The 19,002-nt window shown below is 50.3% G+C and carries 13 protein-coding genes; 8 read left to right on the top strand and 5 right to left on the bottom strand.

The genetic code is table 11. The features are described from left to right. Nucleotides 1–38 precede the first annotated feature (38 nt). The gene (gene ccoG, locus ADINL_RS10120) at nt 39–1,415 is read left to right on the top strand and encodes a cytochrome c oxidase accessory protein CcoG (RefSeq protein ID WP_051632713.1); all 1,377 of its coding nucleotides are present in this window, start codon (nt 39–41) and stop codon (nt 1,413–1,415) included. Here the strand turns inward: ccoG and ADINL_RS16815 are convergent, their stop codons facing one another. Next, nucleotides 1,416–1,754: a TonB-dependent receptor gene (locus ADINL_RS16815; RefSeq protein WP_204368233.1), complete on the bottom strand. Its 339-nt coding sequence runs from the start codon at nt 1,752–1,754 to the stop codon at nt 1,416–1,418. Between the two features lie 39 nt (nt 1,755–1,793). Continuing rightward, the gene (locus tag ADINL_RS10115; RefSeq protein WP_204368232.1) at nt 1,794–3,665 is read right to left on the bottom strand and encodes a TonB-dependent receptor plug domain-containing protein; all 1,872 of its coding nucleotides are present in this window, start codon (nt 3,663–3,665) and stop codon (nt 1,794–1,796) included. 94 nt (nt 3,666–3,759) lie between these two features. On the opposite strand from ADINL_RS10115, the gene ADINL_RS10110 reads away from it, so the two are divergent. Further along, nucleotides 3,760–5,424: a SulP family inorganic anion transporter gene (locus ADINL_RS10110; protein WP_204368231.1), complete on the top strand. Its 1,665-nt coding sequence runs from the start codon at nt 3,760–3,762 to the stop codon at nt 5,422–5,424. 145 nt (nt 5,425–5,569) lie between these two features. Further along, a complete protein-coding gene (gene gcvP, locus ADINL_RS10105) occupies nt 5,570–8,467 on the top strand; it encodes an aminomethyl-transferring glycine dehydrogenase (RefSeq protein WP_036547371.1) in 2,898 nt (965 codons plus the stop codon). A 65-nt stretch (nt 8,468–8,532) separates the two neighbouring features. On the opposite strand, the gene ADINL_RS10100 is transcribed toward gcvP, so the two are convergent. After that, nucleotides 8,533–9,462 (bottom strand): electron transfer flavoprotein subunit alpha/FixB family protein, encoded by a 930-nt coding sequence (locus tag ADINL_RS10100; protein ID WP_036547369.1) that lies wholly within the window; start codon nt 9,460–9,462, stop codon nt 8,533–8,535. Further along, a complete protein-coding gene (locus ADINL_RS10095; protein WP_036547367.1) occupies nt 9,462–10,211 on the bottom strand; it encodes an electron transfer flavoprotein subunit beta/FixA family protein in 750 nt (249 codons plus the stop codon). Before ADINL_RS10095 ends, ADINL_RS10100 begins: the two co-directional genes overlap by 1 nt. Nucleotides 10,212–10,556: 345 nt before the next feature. Here ADINL_RS10095 and ADINL_RS10090 point away from each other — a divergent pair, with 345 nt between their 5' ends. Beyond that, complete coding sequence (locus tag ADINL_RS10090; RefSeq protein WP_036548620.1) at nt 10,557–12,191, top strand: electron transfer flavoprotein-ubiquinone oxidoreductase; 1,635 nt, start codon at nt 10,557–10,559, stop codon at nt 12,189–12,191. Between the two features lie 65 nt (nt 12,192–12,256). Here ADINL_RS10090 and ADINL_RS10085 read toward each other — a convergent pair whose 3' ends face one another. Then, nucleotides 12,257–13,738 carry a CYTH and CHAD domain-containing protein gene (locus ADINL_RS10085; protein ID WP_036548618.1) on the bottom strand — a complete coding sequence of 494 codons (1,482 nt, stop codon included), beginning with the start codon at nt 13,736–13,738 and terminating at the stop codon, nt 12,257–12,259. Between the two features lie 138 nt (nt 13,739–13,876). On the opposite strand from ADINL_RS10085, the gene ADINL_RS10080 reads away from it, so the two are divergent. The 4 genes from ADINL_RS10080 to ADINL_RS10065 form a co-directional block, all read left to right on the top strand. Next, a complete protein-coding gene (locus tag ADINL_RS10080) occupies nt 13,877–14,347 on the top strand; it encodes a Dps family protein (protein ID WP_036547364.1) in 471 nt (156 codons plus the stop codon). Nucleotides 14,348–14,570: 223 nt separating this feature from the next. Next, nucleotides 14,571–17,324 (top strand): TonB-dependent receptor, encoded by a 2,754-nt coding sequence (locus ADINL_RS10075; protein WP_036547361.1) that lies wholly within the window; start codon nt 14,571–14,573, stop codon nt 17,322–17,324. Nucleotides 17,325–17,339: 15 nt separating this feature from the next. Then, nucleotides 17,340–18,293: a ChaN family lipoprotein gene (locus tag ADINL_RS10070; RefSeq protein WP_036547358.1), complete on the top strand. Its 954-nt coding sequence runs from the start codon at nt 17,340–17,342 to the stop codon at nt 18,291–18,293. 110 nt (nt 18,294–18,403) lie between these two features. Then, nucleotides 18,404–19,002: insulinase family protein (locus ADINL_RS10065; RefSeq protein WP_239644369.1), on the top strand; the 599-nt coding region annotated here is incomplete at its 3' end.

Here is a 19,002-nt window from a genome sequence, read left to right as displayed (position 1 = left end):
AACCCCTAAGATTTCTGCGGTATCTGAGGAGGCACTCCATGTCAAAACATTCCCTAATTCCACTCTACCCCGTGGCCGATGCATCCGGACTTGAAGGAGGTAAAATTCATGTTCGTCTCACCGAAGGCCGCTTTCAGACACTCAGACGACTGATCAGTTGGCCGCTTCTGGCGCTGTTTTTTGGCCTGGTTTGGGTTGAAGCCGATGGCACACCCTGGCTGCTGTTTGACTTTCCACAACGTCGGATTCTCTTGTTTGGCACGGCTTTTTCCTGGTATGACCTGCATATTCTCACCGGATTAATGATCAGCGGAGCCAGTTTGCTGTTTTTCGTTTCCATGCTCTGGGGGCGTGTCTGGTGCGGCTTTGCCTGCCCACAAACAATCTGGACCTGGATTTTCATCCGCATTGAACGCTGGACAGAAGGACGTGCATCAGTACGCCAGCGTCAGGACGCACTGCCGTTGCGTGGCAAGCGCCTGCTGCGCAAAATCCTCAAGCACAGTATCTGGCTGCTTGTCGCCCTGCTGACAGCAGTCACCTTTACCGGCTACTTTGTACCGGTTCGGGACATACTGCCCGCTCTGACCGGGTCGGAAGTCTCGCTGCCACTGCTGACCTGGCTGGTCATCATGACCCTGCTGACCTACACCAATGCGGGTCTGGTCCGTGAGAAGATCTGCCTGCATGCCTGCCCTTATTCACGCTTTCAAGCGGTGATGATGGATAATCAATCTCTGAAAGTCAGTTATGACAGTAATCGAGGTGAACCTCGCGGTGCACTGAAACAGTCTTCCAGTCAGACGGGGGACTGTGTCGATTGCAGGATTTGCGTACAGGTATGCCCAACCGGAATCGATATACGTGATGGTCTGCAGGCCGCCTGTATCGATTGCGCCGCCTGTATCGATGCCTGTGATCAGATCATGCACAAACTGCACAAGCCAATAGGCCTGATTCGCTTTGCCAGTGCTGAAGCTGCCAACAAAAAGCCATCAGGTCTGTGGCGTCCACGGCTGTTCGGCTATCTGGCGGTATTGCTTATCGCATTCAGCGCAACAGGCTATGCCTTTTTTGAGAAGAAGGATCTGGTTATTGAAGTACGTCGGGACCGGGACAGCCTGTATCGTGAGTTCAGCGATGGCCTGGTGTGTAACTTTTATCAGATCAAAGCAGACAGTTTTCAACCGTCACTGACTCAGGTCAGGGTCGAGGTCCGCGGACAGGATGACCTGATTCTTCAGGGGCCGGCCAACCTGACACTGGATAACCAGGGTGACTGGACCGCCTACCGGGTCTGCCAATATCACCCGGAAGGCGGTGTATTGCCGATTAGCTTCGTGTTTTCAGATCAGCTGCGTGAGTGGACTCGTCCCTCCAGCTTGATCACCAACACAGACTATCAGCAACACTGATCAGAACTGCACTTTCACCCCGACATAAGCCGAGCGTCCCATGCCCGGGACGCCGATGCCCCAGGGAATGCCGTTGATCGCCATGGTACTCCCCTGCCCGGTATAAGCTCCGCCGGTAGGCAGTACATAATAGCGATCAAACAGGTTTTCGATGCCAAAATCCAGCCGTACCTGATTCCAGGTATGGCTGGCACGCAGGTTAATCAGGCTATAACCGGACGTGCTGATTTCGTTACGAACAGCCGATCCGGATGATTTTTCATCCACTACAATCCATTCCAGCGCATTGTCCCAGCCTTGCAACTGATGTGTCAGTGTAAAGCGACCATTGAGTGGCATGATGTTATAGAGTGCATCCCCGGTATCACGGTTCTTGCCCTAGGTATAGTTGACCACACTGTTCAGTCCCCAATTCCCCCATGTATTGGCCATCAAAGGCAGCTGCATGGACAGGTCAATACCATAAAGACGCGCTGACTGATTGGCATATTGCAGTACGTTGAACTGGTTTTCGCTCCAGCCAGGACGACGTACAGCATCGATATAGTTATCCACATGAGTATAAAAAGGTGTCGCCGCAACTGACCAGCGTCGATCCTCTGCATGCCAGTCAAACGTTGCCGAGGCGGTATAGGCTGTTTCAGGTTTCAGATCAATGCTGCCGACATAGCCATTACCATCACCGACAAAGTTGTTCATGGTGGCTGCCATCGGCCAGGTTGACCAGGTATAGCGCTCATACAGATTCGGAGAACGAACCTTGCGCGCCAGTCCCAGCTCAATATCCAGACCAGGGCTATGCTGGTAACGCGCCAGCAGTGCCAGATCGAGGTTATGATCGGTTTGTGAACGCGATTGCGCATTAAAGGCTTCAGACTCAGCTAACTGATTACCGGGCATGTTCGCAGCCGCATAGCCCTGTACCGGATCGGCATCCATCTCGACACGCTCATACCTGACGCCCATCAGACTGGTCCAGGCTGCGTTGTGCCGGGTTTCCACTTCACCGTATACAGCGGCTCGATCACGCTGACCATTATTTATATTCAGGAAGGTACCAGGCCCCATACCACCACCGGATGCGGTCCAATAGTCATCCAGACGATAACGTTGCAGGTCAGCTCCCACGCGCAACACCTGCCGGTCATTGACATTCACATCGGCGGACAGACTTACCCCGGTGTTATCACTTTCAGAGTACATCGGCATCCCGGCAGCGCAGGTGCCTGCGGGATCACCGTGAAAGCGAATCGGATCGCAAGGGTTACCCGCACCGGACAGCGTGCCATACCAGAAACGCTTGTCTGCACCAAAGTCCATAAAATGATCCACCTGTTCATGATAAACCCGTGCCTCCATCGAACCCCATTCAAAGGGACGACTCCAGGACGCATTCACCAGTTTCTGGGTATTCTCCAGCAGATCCATACGTTGATTGGGGAACAGCTGTTCCGGCATATCCTGATAGCTGAAGCGAACATCAAACAGGTTTTCATCCAGTTTGAACGCAATACCCAGGGCATGATTCTGAGTCTCGTAAGCGGTTGATCCCACCTCATCACGCGCCAGGGTATGTCCAGGCCGTCCTGTATCCACAAACGACTTAAAGTCACCACCGGCTTTATAATTGTCCGCCTGACTCCAGGCACCGCTGTAATCGAGGCTCAGGGTATCCGTGGCATAACGGGTCGACAGGTGCGTACCAACAGCCCGGTTGTTGCTGCGATAAAAAGCGCCTATTTCAGTCCGTGTCAGCGCCGCTTCTCCCGGCAATGCAAACTCGGGGGTAGCCCTTTCAGCAACAATGGAACCGCCAATACTGTCACCGCCAACACTGACTGGCGCAATACCGGCATAGACTTTCAGCACTGCAAGCTGGCTGGGGTCAACATAGGATAACGGCGGATTCATGTGGTTGGGACAGGCTGCGATCAGATCCATCCCATCCACCTTGATGCGTACACGATCATCGGCCAGGCCACGAATAGCTGGCAAGCTCGACACCCCTCCAGCACCATATAGACTCATGCCCGGAATATTTCGTAATAAGCTGGCCGTATCATGTGTTGCAGCACGCAACAGCGCCAGGGCTGATGGCGATGACTCGACTGATGTATCCAGTGGATTCGCTACAGGTTTGGTGACTTCCAGCAGCATGGCATCATTGGCACTGGCATAACACCAGGGCAGTACCAATACACAGGTGATCGCAACCGCAAGCGGCCTGGGTGTAAAAACGGCAGGGTTCATATCAGCTCCTCTGGACTCTCTGTTCGATGAATGGCGAACCTTTAAAAAACCCTGCGAAGTCTAATGGAAATAGATGCGACTGCATTGAGACATAATGTCGCAGCATATTTGGCATCACGGAGTGATCAAATGGGGATTGCAAAGCGCCCTATGGCTGTGCAAAGTAGATGTTTTACCGCACCCGGACGCTTTTCTAATGCCTGCTTCAGTCTTTTCCTCGATTAAAGGTGATCTCTCTGGTGGCATTACTGCCGGTATCGTTGCACTTCCTCTGGCATTGGCTTTTGGCGTCGCCTCAGGTGCAGGCGCGGCCGCAGGACTCTATGGTGCCATTGCACTGGGACTGATTGCCGCGCTGCTCGGTGGCACACGCGTACAGATCTCCGGGCCTACCGGCCCGATGACGGTTGTCTTTGCATCAGCCCTCGGTGCCTTTGGTGGCAATCTGGAAGTGGCGATGGCCGTCGTATTGATAGGCGGTCTGGTACAGATCGGCCTCGGCCTGTTACGCACCGGATCACTGGTACACTTCATTCCTTACCCGGTGATATCAGGCTTCATGAGCGGTGTGGGTGTGATTATCGTGTTACTGCAGCTAGGCCCATTAATCGGAGTACCCGCAGAGTCTGCTCCACTGCAAGCACTGCTGCACCTGCCGCAACTACTCACTGCCGTAAACCCTCAAGCACTGACGCTGGGTGTGCTGACCCTGGTGATTCTCTTTCTGACACCGATGCGTATCAGTCGCGTGATCCCCTCACCTCTGCTGGCACTGGTATTGCTCACCAGTGTCAGTCTGCTGCTGCAGTTTGAGGTTGCTGAAATCGGCCATATTCCTGTCGGACTGCCGGAATGGCGACTGCCCCAGTTCTCCCTGCAAGACTGGAGCCTGATTATCAGCCTTGGCCTGACACTGGCCCTGCTGGGCAGTCTTGACAGCCTGCTGACATCGCTGGTCACGGACTCAATTACCCACACTCGCCACCAGCCCAATCGTGAGCTGATCGGTCAGGGTCTGGGTAATATGCTGTGTGCATTTATTGGTGGACTACCCGGTGCCGGTGCCACCATGCGTACCGTCATCAATGTCCGCTCGGGTGGAACCACGCGGCTCAGCGGCGTTATTCATGCACTGCTACTGCTGACGCTGCTGCTGGGTCTGGCGCCTCTGGCCACACATATTCCCCTGGCTGTTCTGGCAGGCATTCTGATCAAGGTGGGGATTGATATACTCGACTATCGCCTGTTCAAGCGACTGAAAACAGCACCAAGATCCGATATTTTGATCATGCTTGCTGTTTTTCTGCTGACGGTACTTGTTGATCTGGTCATGGCGGTTGCCGTCGGCGTGATCCTGGCGATGGGCATGCTGACCCGACGGGTAGCCCGGGATGCGGATATACGTTTTGATGACGGTAACGGGCATCAGTCACATCAGCTGGAAAAAATTGGCCCAGGAGTCCGGGTCATTCATGTCAAAGGTCCACTATTCTTTGGTTCAGCCAGCCAGATGCTGGACCGTATCGAGACAGTCGATCAGGTTATCGGCACCCGTCATATCATTATTGATTGCCGCAAAGTCAACTTTATGGACCTGACCGCTATTTTTGCGCTGGACAGCATGGTCGAAAAACTGGAACAACACCATCAGGTTCGGGTGGTGACAACACCGGCCCTGCGGACGCAACTGCTACAGCTCAATACACCCCATCTGGATGAACGGCATCTGTACACCAACCTCAAAGCAGCTCAACGCTGAAAACCATCTACGACCATTTTTTACCCACTTAGATGAAAAAAAGGTTAAAATCTGCGCCTGAATCTGACAATCCGGGGTGAATTTTCCCGGTCGGCTCTGGTGTTGTTCGCCGGGTCCGATACAACCTATGCAGGATTACTTGGTAATGTGCCCACATTCACTTTCGTTACATACGCTTGAACACCATGATGCCTTCATTGAGCGTCATATCGGCCCTTCAGTCGAAGAGCAGCAGGCCATGCTGGAAGCGACCGGCTTTCAGACACTGGAAGATATGATTCAACGCACGGTGCCGGCTTCGATTCGTTGCGATATCCCTGCAGAGCTGGATACCCCGCGTACGGAAACCGAAACTCTGGAACGCCTCAAGGCGATCATGAGCCAGAATATCGTCAAGCGTTCCATGATCGGCATGGGCTTCACCGATGCCATCACCCCGAATGTCATCCTGCGTAACGTATTGGAAAATCCGGGCTGGTACACCGCTTACACCCCCTATCAGCCAGAAATCTCTCAGGGGCGCCTGGAAGGACTGCTGACCTTCCAGCAGATGATTATGGATCTGACCGGCCTCGAACTGGCTAACGCTTCACTGCTGGATGAAGCCACTGCCGCGGCTGAGGCAATGACATTGTGCAAGCGCATGTCCAAAGCCAAACATGCCAATGTCTTTATCGTCGATGAACAGCTGCATCCACAAAATATCAGTGTTATCCAGACACGTGCCGAACCGCTGGGCATTGAAGTCGTGATCGGTGATGTAGCCAGTCTGATGGCACAACACAACTATTTTGGTGTGGTCGTCCAGTACCCGGACACCCTGGGTGAAATCAAGGACTATCAGGCGCTGATTCAACAGGCGCATGAGCAAAAAGCACTGTTCTGTGCGGCAGCCGATATTATGGCACTGGTTCTGCTGAAGTCACCGGGAGATCTGGGTGCCGACGTCGTGTTCGGTTCATCGCAGCGTTTTGGTGTCCCCATGGGCTATGGTGGTCCATCTGCCGCCTATTTCGCTACCCGTGATGCCTTCAAGCGATCTGTACCGGGCCGTATTATCGGCGTATCAGTGGATAGCCGAGGCAAGCCTGCCTTGCGTATGGCAATGCAAACCCGTGAGCAGCATATCCGCCGTGAAAAAGCCATGTCCAACATCTGTACCGCCCAGGCATTGCTGGCCAACATGGCCGCTTTCTATGCGGTCTATCACGGACCGGAAGGGCTGAAAATCATCGCTTCACGTATTCATCGTCTGACCAATATCCTGGCTGCCGGACTGAGTAGCAAAGGCGTCACCATCGTCAATACCCACTGGTTCGACACTCTGACCCTGGAACTCGGTTTTGCACGCGATGCAGCCTATGAGCGCGCTGCCGAGCTGGGAATTAATCTGCGCAAAATTGGTGACACCCGACTGGGCATTACCTGTGATGAGCGTACCACGCGTGAAGAGATTCACACCCTGTGGAAAGCGCTGCTGGGCGAAACCCACCATCTGGATATGGAAGCACTGGATTACCAACTGATCGAAAACGGCACCCCTGCCCTGCCCGCATCCCTGCTGCGTGAAAACGAGATTCTGACCCATCCGGTGTTTAACACGCATCACAGCGAAACAGAGATGCTGCGTTACCTGAAAAAGCTGGAAAACAAGGATATCTCACTGGCACACAGTATGATTGCACTGGGCTCCTGCACCATGAAGCTCAACGCGACGGCGGAGATGATTCCTGTGACCTGGCCAGAGCTGGCCAACATGCATCCTTTTGCACCACGGGAACAGGCTCTGGGGTATCAGCAAATGATTGATGAGCTGGATCAGATGCTGCGTGCAATCACCGGTTTTGATGCCATCTGCATGCAGCCCAATTCAGGTGCTCAGGGTGAATATGCCGGTCTGATGGCGATTCGCAACTATCTGCGTGCCAAAGGTGAAGGGCATCGTAACGTGTGCCTTATCCCCACATCTGCCCATGGCACCAATCCCGCGTCTGCGGCCATGGTGGATATGCAGGTCGTACTGATTGACTGTGATGCCCAGGGTAATGTGGATGTTGAGGATCTGCGTAACAAGGCTCTGGCACACAAAGATGACCTGGCTGCGCTGATGATCACCTACCCCTCCACTCACGGTGTATTCGAGGAAGAGATCAAAGAGATCTGTGCCATTGTGCATGAGTGTGGTGGTCAGGTGTATATGGATGGTGCCAACCTGAATGCGCAGGTCTGCATCAGTAAACCTGCCGAGATCGGTGCCGATGTATCACACATGAACCTGCACAAGACATTCTGCATCCCGCACGGTGGTGGTGGCCCCGGTATGGGACCGATTGGTGTCAAAGCCCATCTGGTGCCTCATCTGGCCAACCATCCGGTGGTACAGGTCAACAATGATAATCAGAACAATACTGCCGTCTCGGCCGCGCCCTGGGGCAGCGCCAGTATTCTGTCAATCAGTTGGGTGTATATCAGTCTGATGGGTGGCATCGGCTTGCGTCAGGCCACCGAAGTGGCGATTCTCAGTGCCAACTATATTGCCAACCGCTTGAATGAGCACTTCCCGGTACTCTACACAGGCCGTAATGGACGCGTGGCGCATGAGTGCATTATTGATTTGCGCCCATTGAAAGAACGTACCGGCATCACCGAAGAAGATGTTGCCAAGCGCTTGATGGACTTTGGTTTCCATGCACCAACCATGTCTTTCCCGGTACCCGGAACCCTGATGATCGAACCCACCGAATCGGAATCCAAAGCCGAGCTGGACCGTTTTATCGAGGCGATGGTACAGATACGTCAGGAAATTGCGGCAGTGGAAACAGGTGAAATGACGGCTGAACAGAGTCCGTTACGTCATGCACCACATACACAGGCGGATTTGATGGATGCGAACTGGGATCGGGTTTATAGCCGTGAGCAGGGTGCCTTTCCAGCAGAATGGCTGAAAGATGCCAAGGTATGGCCTAGCGTCAATCGCATTGATAACGTCTATGGTGACCGTAATCTGTTCTGTGCGTGTGTGCCGGTAGAGGACTACCGTTAAGTCAGGAAGACAGCCACCAGGTCTTCGTCCGCCACCCGAAGGTGGCGGACGAATCTTTCAAGCCATCAGAGTGCTTTTTCCAGCTCCGGAACAGCTTCAAACAGGTCAGCAACCAGACCGTAGTCCGCCACCTGGAAGATCGGAGCATCTTCATCCTTGTTGATTGCCACAATCACCTTGGAATCTTTCATACCCGCCAAGTGCTGAATAGCACCTGACAAGCCGACACCAATGTAAAGCTCCGGCGCCACAACCTTACCGGTTTGCCCAATCTGATAATCGTTCGGTACAAAACCGGCATCAACAGCTGCACGCGTAGCCCCTACCGCGGCACCCAGCTTGTCAGCCAGTGCGTCGAGCATGGCGAAGTGTGCCTTGTCGCCCATACCACGACCACCCGCCACGATCACCTTGGCTGTGGTCAGTTCAGGACGGTCCGATTGAGCCAGCTCTTCAGAAACCAGGCGACTCAGGCCGGTATTGCTGACCTGGCTCAGGTTTTCCACAGTCGCAGAACCACCTTCAGTAGCCGCCGGATCAAACGAAGTGCCACGTACCGTCACAACTTTGATCGGGTCCAGTGATTGCACAGTAGCAATCGCATTACCTGCATAGATCGGACGCTTGAAGGTATCAGCCGCTTCGACTGAAACGATCTCGGAGATCTGTCCCACATCCAGCAACGCCGCCAGACGCGGCATAAAGTTCTTACCATTCGTCGTTGCAGGTGCCAGAATATGGCTGTAATCAGCCGCCAGGCCCTTGACCAGATCCGCCACATTCTCGGCAATCTCATGATCATAAGCCGCATCATCAGCCACCAGAACCTTACGCAGACCCGGTACTTTGGCCGCAGCATCAGCCACCGGTGTGCAACCACTGCCAACAATCAATAAATCAATGTCGCCACCGATCTGAGTCGCTGCTGTCACGGTCGACAGGGTGGCCGACTTCAGAGCGGAATTGTCATGTTCAGCAATCAATAAAATAGCCATTAGATCACCTTCGCTTCATTCTTCAGTTTATCTACCAACTCGGCGACACTGGCCACCTTGATACCAGCCTGACGCTCAGCAGGAGGCTCAACCTTCAGCAAGCGGGTATTGGCTTTCACTTCAACACCGTAATCAGCCGGTGTTTTGGTATCCAGCGGCTTTTTCTTGGCTTTCATGATATTCGGCAAAGATGCGTAACGCGGCTCGTTCAGACGCAGGTCAACCGTCAGTACAGCAGGCAACTTGACTGCCAGGGTTTGCAGACCACCATCAATTTCACGTACTACCTGAGCTTCAGAATCGCTCAGCTCCAGGCCGGAAATAAACGTACCCTGAGACATACCCGTCAGGGCAGCCAGCATTTGTCCGGTCTGGTTGTTATCTGTGTCAATGGACTGTTTACCCATGATCACCAGACCCGGCTGCTCTTCTTCAACAATCTTGGCCAGCAGTTTGGCAACTGTCAGAGACTCCAGCACCTCATCGGACTGTACCAGGATTGCACGGTCGGCTCCCATCGCCAGAGCGGTACGCAACTGCTCCTGCGCATTCTGGGGACCCATGGACACAACCACTACTTCAGACGCCTTGCCTGCTTCTTTCAAGCGTACGGCCTGCTCGACAGCGATTTCACAGAAAGGGTTAACCGCCATTTTGACATTTTTCAGATCGACATCAGTGTTATCCGGTTTGACACGGACCTTCACGTTATAGTCGATTACACGTTTAACTGTAACGAGAACCTTCATGAATAGATTTCCTTCAGTTTAGCCAGCTGAATGCATCACGGACTATAGCAGAATTCGCTGATTGCGCCACAACCCGCCTGCTATAAGAAAATTTTATCAGATAAGGGATTTCACTTATACTATAGATCGACTCTGATGATATCGTCTCAGGTAAACTGTGTCCCGGACACACATGACTGGATGATTATTGCCAAAATGCACAGCTGATTTGCAATCTGACTGACAAAAAAAGGCATTATCAGGGCATAATTTGCTGAAAGTGTTCTAAAGTGACCACGCCTTGTAAGGCTATAATGAACCTGTCTGAGAATAATATAAGGAGCCAGAACTGTGGAACGTGAATCGATGGAGTTTGATGTCGTTGTCGTCGGTGCAGGTGTCACCGGATTGGCAGCGGCCTGTCGCCTGATGCAAAAAGCACAGGAACAAGAACAGGAACTGACCGTTTGTGTCGTGGAAAAAGGGTCTGAAGTCGGTGCACACATTCTTTCTGGCGCCGTGATGGAAACGCGCGCACTGGATGAACTCTTTCCCGACTGGAAAGAGCGTGACGCGCCCATCACCTGTGAAGTCACTGCTGAAGATACCCTGTTGCTGCTGAATGACAGCAAAGGGGTCAAATTACCAGGCTTTGCCGTCCCCAAGCCCATGCATAACAAGGGCAACTATATCGTCAGCCTGGCCAATGTGACCCGCTGGCTGGCGGAACAGGCCGAAGCGCTGGGTGTAGAAGTTTTCCCGGGTTTCCCGGCCTCTGAAATCCTGTACCACGAAGATGGCAGTGTCAAAGGTGTTGCCACCGGTGATATGGGCATCGGAGCCGATGGTGAGCCGAAAGACAGCTACACACCCGGTATGGAACTGCACGCCAAATACACCCTGTTTACTGAAGGCGTTCGCGGACATCTCGGCAAGCAGTTGCTGAACGCCTTCGCCCTGGATCAGGGCAAAGACCCGCAGCACTATGCTATCGGCATCAAGGAACTGTGGGATATTGATCCGGCCAAAAGCAAACCGGGACTGGTAGTACACGGTTCAGGCTGGCCGCTGAGTGATGGCGCCAGTGGTGGTTTTTTCCTCTATCACGACGAAAACAACCAGGTAGAAGTCGGTCTCATCGTCGATCTGAACTACTCCAACCCCTGGCTCAGCCCGTTTGATGAGTTCCAGCGTTTCAAGCATCACCCGGAAATCCGTCAGTATCTGGAAGGCGGCACACGCGTTTCCTATGGTGCACGAGCCATCACCAAAGGTGGACTCAACTGTCTGCCGAAAATGACGCTGCCCGGTGCATTTGTACTTGGCTGTAATGCCGGCACCCTGAACTTCGCCAAGATCAAAGGCATTCACACCGGTATGAAATCCGGCATGCTGGCGGCAGAAGTGATTGCAGACGCGCTCAAGGCTGGTGATGAAGGTGGCAAGGATCTGACGCAGTACGATGATGCGTTCAAAGCCTCCTGGCTGTACGATGAACTTTACCGTGGCCGCAACTTCGGTCCTGCCATGCACAAGTTCGGTACCTTCCTCGGCGGCACCTTCAACTTTGTCGACCAGAATATCTTTGGTGGCAAGATCCCGCTGACCCTGCATGACACCCACAAAGACCATGAGATGCTCAAACCTGCAGCGGAAGCACGCAAGATTGAATATCCCAAGCCCGATGGCAAGCTGTCTTTCGACAAACTGTCATCCGTCTACCTGTCCAATGCCACGCATGAAGAAGATCAGCCCTGCCATCTGCGCCTGACAGATCCGGAGCTGCCGATTCGTGAAAACCTGCCGAAATACGCTGAACCAGCACAGCGTTACTGTCCTGCAGGGGTGTATGAAGTCGTGGAGGATGCGAACGGGCCGCGTTTCCAGATCAACTTCTCCAACTGTGTACACTGCAAAACCTGTGACATTAAAGACCCCGCACAAAACATCACCTGGGTAACTCCTGAAGGTGGTGGCGGTCCCGTCTATCCCAACATGTAAGACAGGAAAAATCGCCTCGCTTCGTCAATGGCAACAGACGAAGCGAGGCACTGTTCCTGACCCTGTTACATCACTTTCTTCAGTGCACGTAATGCAATTTTGCGTTGCTCAATCAACGTCGCACTCTGCAATCCAGACATAAAGGCCAAGGCAGCCTGATGCCCCGCATCAGCAGCCGTCAAACCAGCCAGCACACGTCGGGACACATGTAAGTCATTCACCTGTCCCAAGGCCCGAACTGCAACCAATACCGCCTCATAGAGCGTCAGGGTCTTCTGGCCAGGTAACACACCCATAAAAAACTCCAGAGCGTAACGCAGTGGCTTCAACGCGATGCGTAACGCGTGTAATGCAGCTTCATCCCGGGTTTTCAATGCCTGCCGATAGCGCTTTCGCACCCGCTTACGCAACGGTTTCAATTCCTGATCAATAAATCTGGACAGTGACAGATCCTGATCCGAGCTCGCTGCCAAAGCATGCAACTCCAATACCAGGGTTAAAATCAGCTGCCCTTGGCGCTGCAGGTCCGGATGGTCCATCAACGCCATGCGTGCCTGATCTCGCTGAGCACACACCAACTGATGCAAGCTCTGTAATGGCCAGTCATCTGCACCTGGCAAGATCAACACACCAGGCAGAACTTCATCACTCATCACATCCAGATCCCGCAGATCGGAAAATAGCCGGGCATTATCAGCCAGAACACTATTCCAGTGTGCGCACCAGCTTTCCGGCAACACCGGTGCAAACAAACGCAGTAACGACCGCAAGCGTCGCTGACTGATTCTCAACTGATGTACAAACTCCGGATCATGGCTGACAGACGCACCGGTTACATTCCCCTGCCATTGAGCCACACAGGCAAACGCCAGCGCCTTAAAAGCCTCAACAGGATTTTGACGCTTATGCAGCAAAACCGATGGCATCGTCACCGGCACTTCCGGCTCTGAACGATACAGTCGATAGCCGCGTTCGGCCTTGGAAACATCCGACGGTAGCAAGGGCAAGGTTGCAGACAGTTCCACAGCCAGTTGCAACAGATCTTCGGGTGCCCCTGAAACCAGTTCCAGCTCCAGTTCGCACAGCGGTTGCTGGTGCCCCCCAGCCAGTATGTCGCCCTGATCCAGCATTAACAGAATTTCCGCACCACTCTCACGCTTCATAAACAGTGTCTGACGGGTGAAGAGTGTCGTAAACACCGGCTGTAATTGAGATTGCAACTGCGAAAGCAATTTACGCAACGGCTTCAATTCGATATCACTGAAGTCAAACTCACCGGTATAGGGCTTCTCCCATTCAGGACGCTGACTCAAACCACCCACAGAGACCGAGGAACACTTGACCGTTTGCAACCAGACATCACCTTGCTGCCGGGTTCGCAGCGCAATCTGACGCTGTTGTAATTGCAGATCGGCTGTATCGAAATAGGTATTATCCAGTGTCTTCGGAGCACCCACCGTCTCCGCTGCCTGCAACAGGGGATGTGCTCGCAATGCTGGCACGCACGCGGATGGCAACGACAATTTCAACTCGGTTTCTTTTCCCATGAGCACTCCGAAGATCATCTGCAGCATTTGTCTTGACTATGATCATTATAAACATTAATTATTGTGGCGAATCGGTATTCACGCAAAATTCACGCTAGAATATAACTACATAGATCATTAACAGTTAAGGAGCCAAGCATGACTCAAATGGATATCGGTATCACCAAGGCAGATCGCGAAACCATCGCAGAGAGTCTGAAACACCTGCTGGCTGATACCTATACACTGTATCTTCAGACCCACAACTTTCACTGGAATGTGACCGGTCCGCAGTTCCGTGAACTGCATCTGATGTTTGAAGAACACTACAATGAACTGGCGCTCGCCGTGGATGATATTGCCGAGCGTATCCGTACACTTGATGTCGCAGCACCCGGCACCTACAAGGAATTTGTGCGCTTGAGCAATATCAAGGAAGTGGAGGGTGTACCGACTGCTCAGGAAATGGTTGACCTGCTGACACAAGGCCATGAAACCGTTGTCCGTACCTGCCGTGATGTACTGAAACACGCTCAGGAAGGCAATGATGAATCTACCGCAGCGCTGGCTTCTGACCGCATGCGCGTACATGAAAAAACCGCCTGGATGCTGCGTGTTCTGAACAAGTAATCACCTGCCAAACGACTGGCTTCGCACTGCGAAGCCAGTACCTCTGCTGATGACAAAACTCTTTTAAACACTCACTCCTCCTGTTAAATAACAAAACCAAAATCGTTGTTGATTATTGTTCTCACTACGCTTAGTATTCACCTGTGCGCCAACGGGGGAGCTCTATTGAAGGGTCAATAGAGTTACGCACATAAAACATGATGTTTATACTTTTGAGGATGCAATGGTTAAACGTTTAGTACAGAAGTCAGCCTCTGTCGTTTTTGTTGCCAGCGTTTTGACATGCAGTAACGCATATTCTAACGATAGAAATATCAACGACATCGAAAAAGCATTACAGCTTCAATCCACCTACTTAACCGAACTAATTCCTGTAATTAGCCATATTTATAATGTTGAAATCACACTAACATCAGAAAAAGCAGGGCCAATTACTACCCCCAACATACATGGAAATTACTCTGTCACGGAAGTACTGCAACTGATCTTGCGCGACTCTGGCTACTACTACATTCAACAGGGAGTCAATCAATTTGAGATTCGCAGGAGAGAAGAAAGGAACGGCTATACATTAGGAACTCTATATATACATGACCGAAACAGCCATGAAAATGGTACGACTCGCATAGATAGAGAGCATATTGAGTCCGGCACGACAGGAAACGCAAACCTGACTGATGTGCTTACAAGAACACCTGGTGTCAGTCTGAGTGGAGACTCACGACGATCTACAGGAGCCGGGGAAATCACACCAGACAATATCTCCATACATGGATCTCCTTTCTTTCAAAATAGATTCCAGATTGATGGTGCAGTCATCAATAATGACATTGATCCTGCATACGATGATAAAGGTGACTTAAAAAGGCTGGGAAGCCATTCTCAAGGCTACTTTGTAAACCTGAAAAATCTCGAAAGCATTGAGATAATGGATCACAACATCAGTGCACAATATGGTGGATTTACAGGAGGTGTTGTCGATGCACAGTCACGGAAATATAGTGGCAATGATAGCTTCTGGATGACTTGGAGACATACCAGTGACACTCTCACCAGTTTCCATGTCGACCCATCGATGGCAAGTGAGTTTGAACAAGGCTCCATTCCTTCCGGGAAAAGTTTTACTTTAAATCAACCGAGATTCACAAAGAATTTTTTTGATCTTGGCGGAGATCTAGGACATACCGACAATATTGGAACTAATTTCAGTATATTCCATAAAAAATCTGAAATCCCTCTTTATGATTATCAACCCTTTATTTATGAAGTAATTGATGGTCAATTAACAGAAAGTATTGATGAAAACCCAAACATAGATCAATACAGGGAAAGTATTGGATTCAACACAAAAACAACGATAACTATAGATGATTTTTCTGAAGTAGACCTAAACCTTAGATACAACACCAATAAATCAAGAATGTCCCTTGGTGGACACTCAAACTCATCTTTTGATTATTTTAATGATGCTATGGGAGCAGGACTAAACTATCAGTCTGAATTACCCATAGGAAATCTATTCCTTAAAACAAACTGGGATACCTTCAAAAATGAGCGCACTGTAAATACTCAAAACCCTGAATTATTAGTTATATTACGAGGCGATCAGAATATAACTACAGGTGTGCCTGGCCCAATGAGTCAATCACAAAATACTTATAGTCTTAATCCACATATAGAATTAAACTCAATTGAATATGGCTCACTGACAAACAATATAAGATTCGGCTTTGATATTTCAAAAACCGATCTGGAAGAGATACGTTCAGAGAAATCAACAGAGTATACCTGGGCATGCCTGCCATGGGGAAGCGTTTGCTCAAGCGCAGATCAACTTTATCTTTTTAGCCGCTATCAAAGACTACCCTATGATATCAATGTAACTCAAAACCAATATGGATTTTGGGCTGAAAACAAGATGGAATACAATCAATTCTCTATAAATCCAGGACTCAGAATTGATCATAATAGTTTCTTGGGAAATACAAATTTCTCACCCAGGTTCAACATAAGCTACGATATTTTTGGTGATAACAGAACTAATATTTATGCCGGTGCAAACCGTTACTATGGACGTTCATTTCTTGAGCTTCAAGCTGCACAACTACGCGACAAGTACACCTACTCTGAAACCTGGCCTCTGCCCAATATCATGCCTGACTTCAAAACAGAAAGCCGGGGTACGACAAACTGGGATGGCTTGTTAAACGTTAAAACGCCTTATAACAATGAGTTCTCTATTGGTGCCTCTCACATATTAGGTAGCTGGCAGCACAATCTTGCCTTTGTAACACGTCAAGGAAGAGATCAGTTCAGTTATATTTATGATTCTGAAACCAGGCAAAACCGCTTTGGAAATCGTGGAACATCTGACACTCAGACACTGACACTGACTTCAGCTTTACATAAGCCGATTCACTTCGCCAATGCAAACTGGACCCCCAGATTCATGATCGAGTGGCAGGAAACACTGACAAATGCTCGCAATCTAAACCCTGGCTCAAATAGTGGCTATCTTGAAGGTGTAGGAAATGATGGGTTTGGTGTCGATAGAACAGACCGAGTGATCCTTGATGGTCGTGTTATTGATGTCAATGACCTACCGGCCAATGCTTTTAACATTCCTTGGCGATCCAGCATTCAACTTGCCGTCGATGTTCCCCAATATAACCTGAATATTAACAACTTTTTTGATATCAAAGCTGGTCACAATGCTATTGAAAGCACATCGCCCAATAGAGCCATCGACCCAAACACCGGCGAAATGCTCTACAGCTATGAAAAAGTATCCTACTCCAAACGATTGAATTGGGATATGAATATCAGGTGGAGCCCAGCGCTAGGAAAAAGTCAGCCATATGTTCAACTTGATATTTTAAACGTTTTGAATGATAGCAACGTTTCCAAAGCCACAGGTGGAACGCGTTACTATGACACTGGAAGACAGTTCTGGATAGAAACCGGAATACAATTTTAAATAAAGGAATTGAATGTGAAAAAATTAATATCTCTTTGCTTTGTGTTGACTTTTTTTATTTCCGGATGCAATAGCTTTCAACATAAAAAAGCCGATATCGATTACCCAAAACCTAATAATGAAGCAGATAAGGTGCTTACATTTACAGCGACTGAGTTTGCTGAGAATCCTTTAATAGGGCATTTTTGGAGCCCCAAAGAACAAAAATTTCTCGGTTGGAGAGAGGCTCTGAGTGACCTACCTGAAGGCGGCTGGCTAATGATTGGTGAACAACATAATCACCCTGATCACCATAGTACTGAAACCTTTTTTATTCGCTTGCTTGCCCATGCTGGAAAATTGGGTAATGTCATATTTGAAATGGTAGATATTGAACAGCAAAGTCAGTTTGATCAATGGTTAGGTAATGGATCTAACGCTTCTGGTCATGATCTTCACTGGAACCCAAACAAATGGAACTGGATGGATTACCGGGATCAGGTCAGCTTCGCTTTGGATCTTGCTCCCCGTGTATTGGCTGGGAATATTTCAGATAGTCAGGTGGCAAAAATTATGAAAGGAGATATAGCGGTTGAATCACATAGCACAAAACATAGTGAACTTCTTATAAATACCATCATACAAGGACATTGTAATAAAATTAGCAGTACCCAGGCACAACCTATGGTGGATGTGCAGATTGCTCGTGACCAATTTATGGCATCACAGATGCGTGAGAATACATCACCTGGGAAGATAAATCTGCTTATTGCAGGTGCTGGGCATATCAGAAGTGATATAGGTGTATCAAATTGGATTGATAGCGATATTAAAACCAAGTCAATCATCCTGCAACAGGTCGGTGAATCAGAGAACCCCAATAGTTACATGAAAAGCCATATTAATGAACAACCTGTTGCAGATCTTATTTTATTTGTACCAGCCATCCCATCAATAGATTATTGTCAACATCTTTCAAGCTTACTTTAATTTCAGGATATAGGCAGTTTAGATAAATGCTCATTTTTTCTAGAGGTAAATATTTGTTATCGATATTTACCATTATACTCTTTATGATACCCGCCGGGGTCTCTGCCGAGGTGCTGAAAAGCCCCTTTGACAACCGCGAATTCGACGCCTTCGTCCTGCCCAACCAGCTGAAAGTGTTGCTCATTTCCGATCCGGAAGCCGAAAAAGCCGCCGCATCCATGGATGTCGCCGTTGGCTCCGGAGCTAATCCTGAAGCCATTCCCGGTCTGGCGCATTTCCTTGAACACATGCTGTTCCTAGGCACCGAAAAGTATCCCGAAGCCGATAGCTATCAGTCTTTCATCAGCGCCAACGGTGGCTCTCATAATGCGTTTACCGCCTATGAAAACACCAACTACTTCTTTGATATCCGCCCCCAGGCACTCCCTGGAGCGCTGGACCGCTTTTCACGCTTCTTCATCGATCCACTCTTTTCACCTGAGTATGTCGAGCGTGAACGCCATGCCGTGGAGTCCGAATTTCAGGCCAGACGTCGTGATGATCGACGTCGGGCACATGAAGTCTCCAAGCAGGTCATGAATCCAGCCCACGGCTGGAGCCGCTTTGCGGTCGGGGATCTGCGCTCTCTATCAGATCAGGAAGACCTCGCGATACGTGATGCCCTGATCGACTTCTACCATCAGTACTATTCTGCCAACCTGATGAGTCT

This window comes from Nitrincola lacisaponensis (genome assembly GCF_000691225.1).
GTDB lineage: Bacteria > Pseudomonadota > Gammaproteobacteria > Pseudomonadales > Balneatricaceae > Nitrincola > Nitrincola lacisaponensis.
This window is presented reverse-complemented; position numbering and strand designations above follow the sequence as displayed.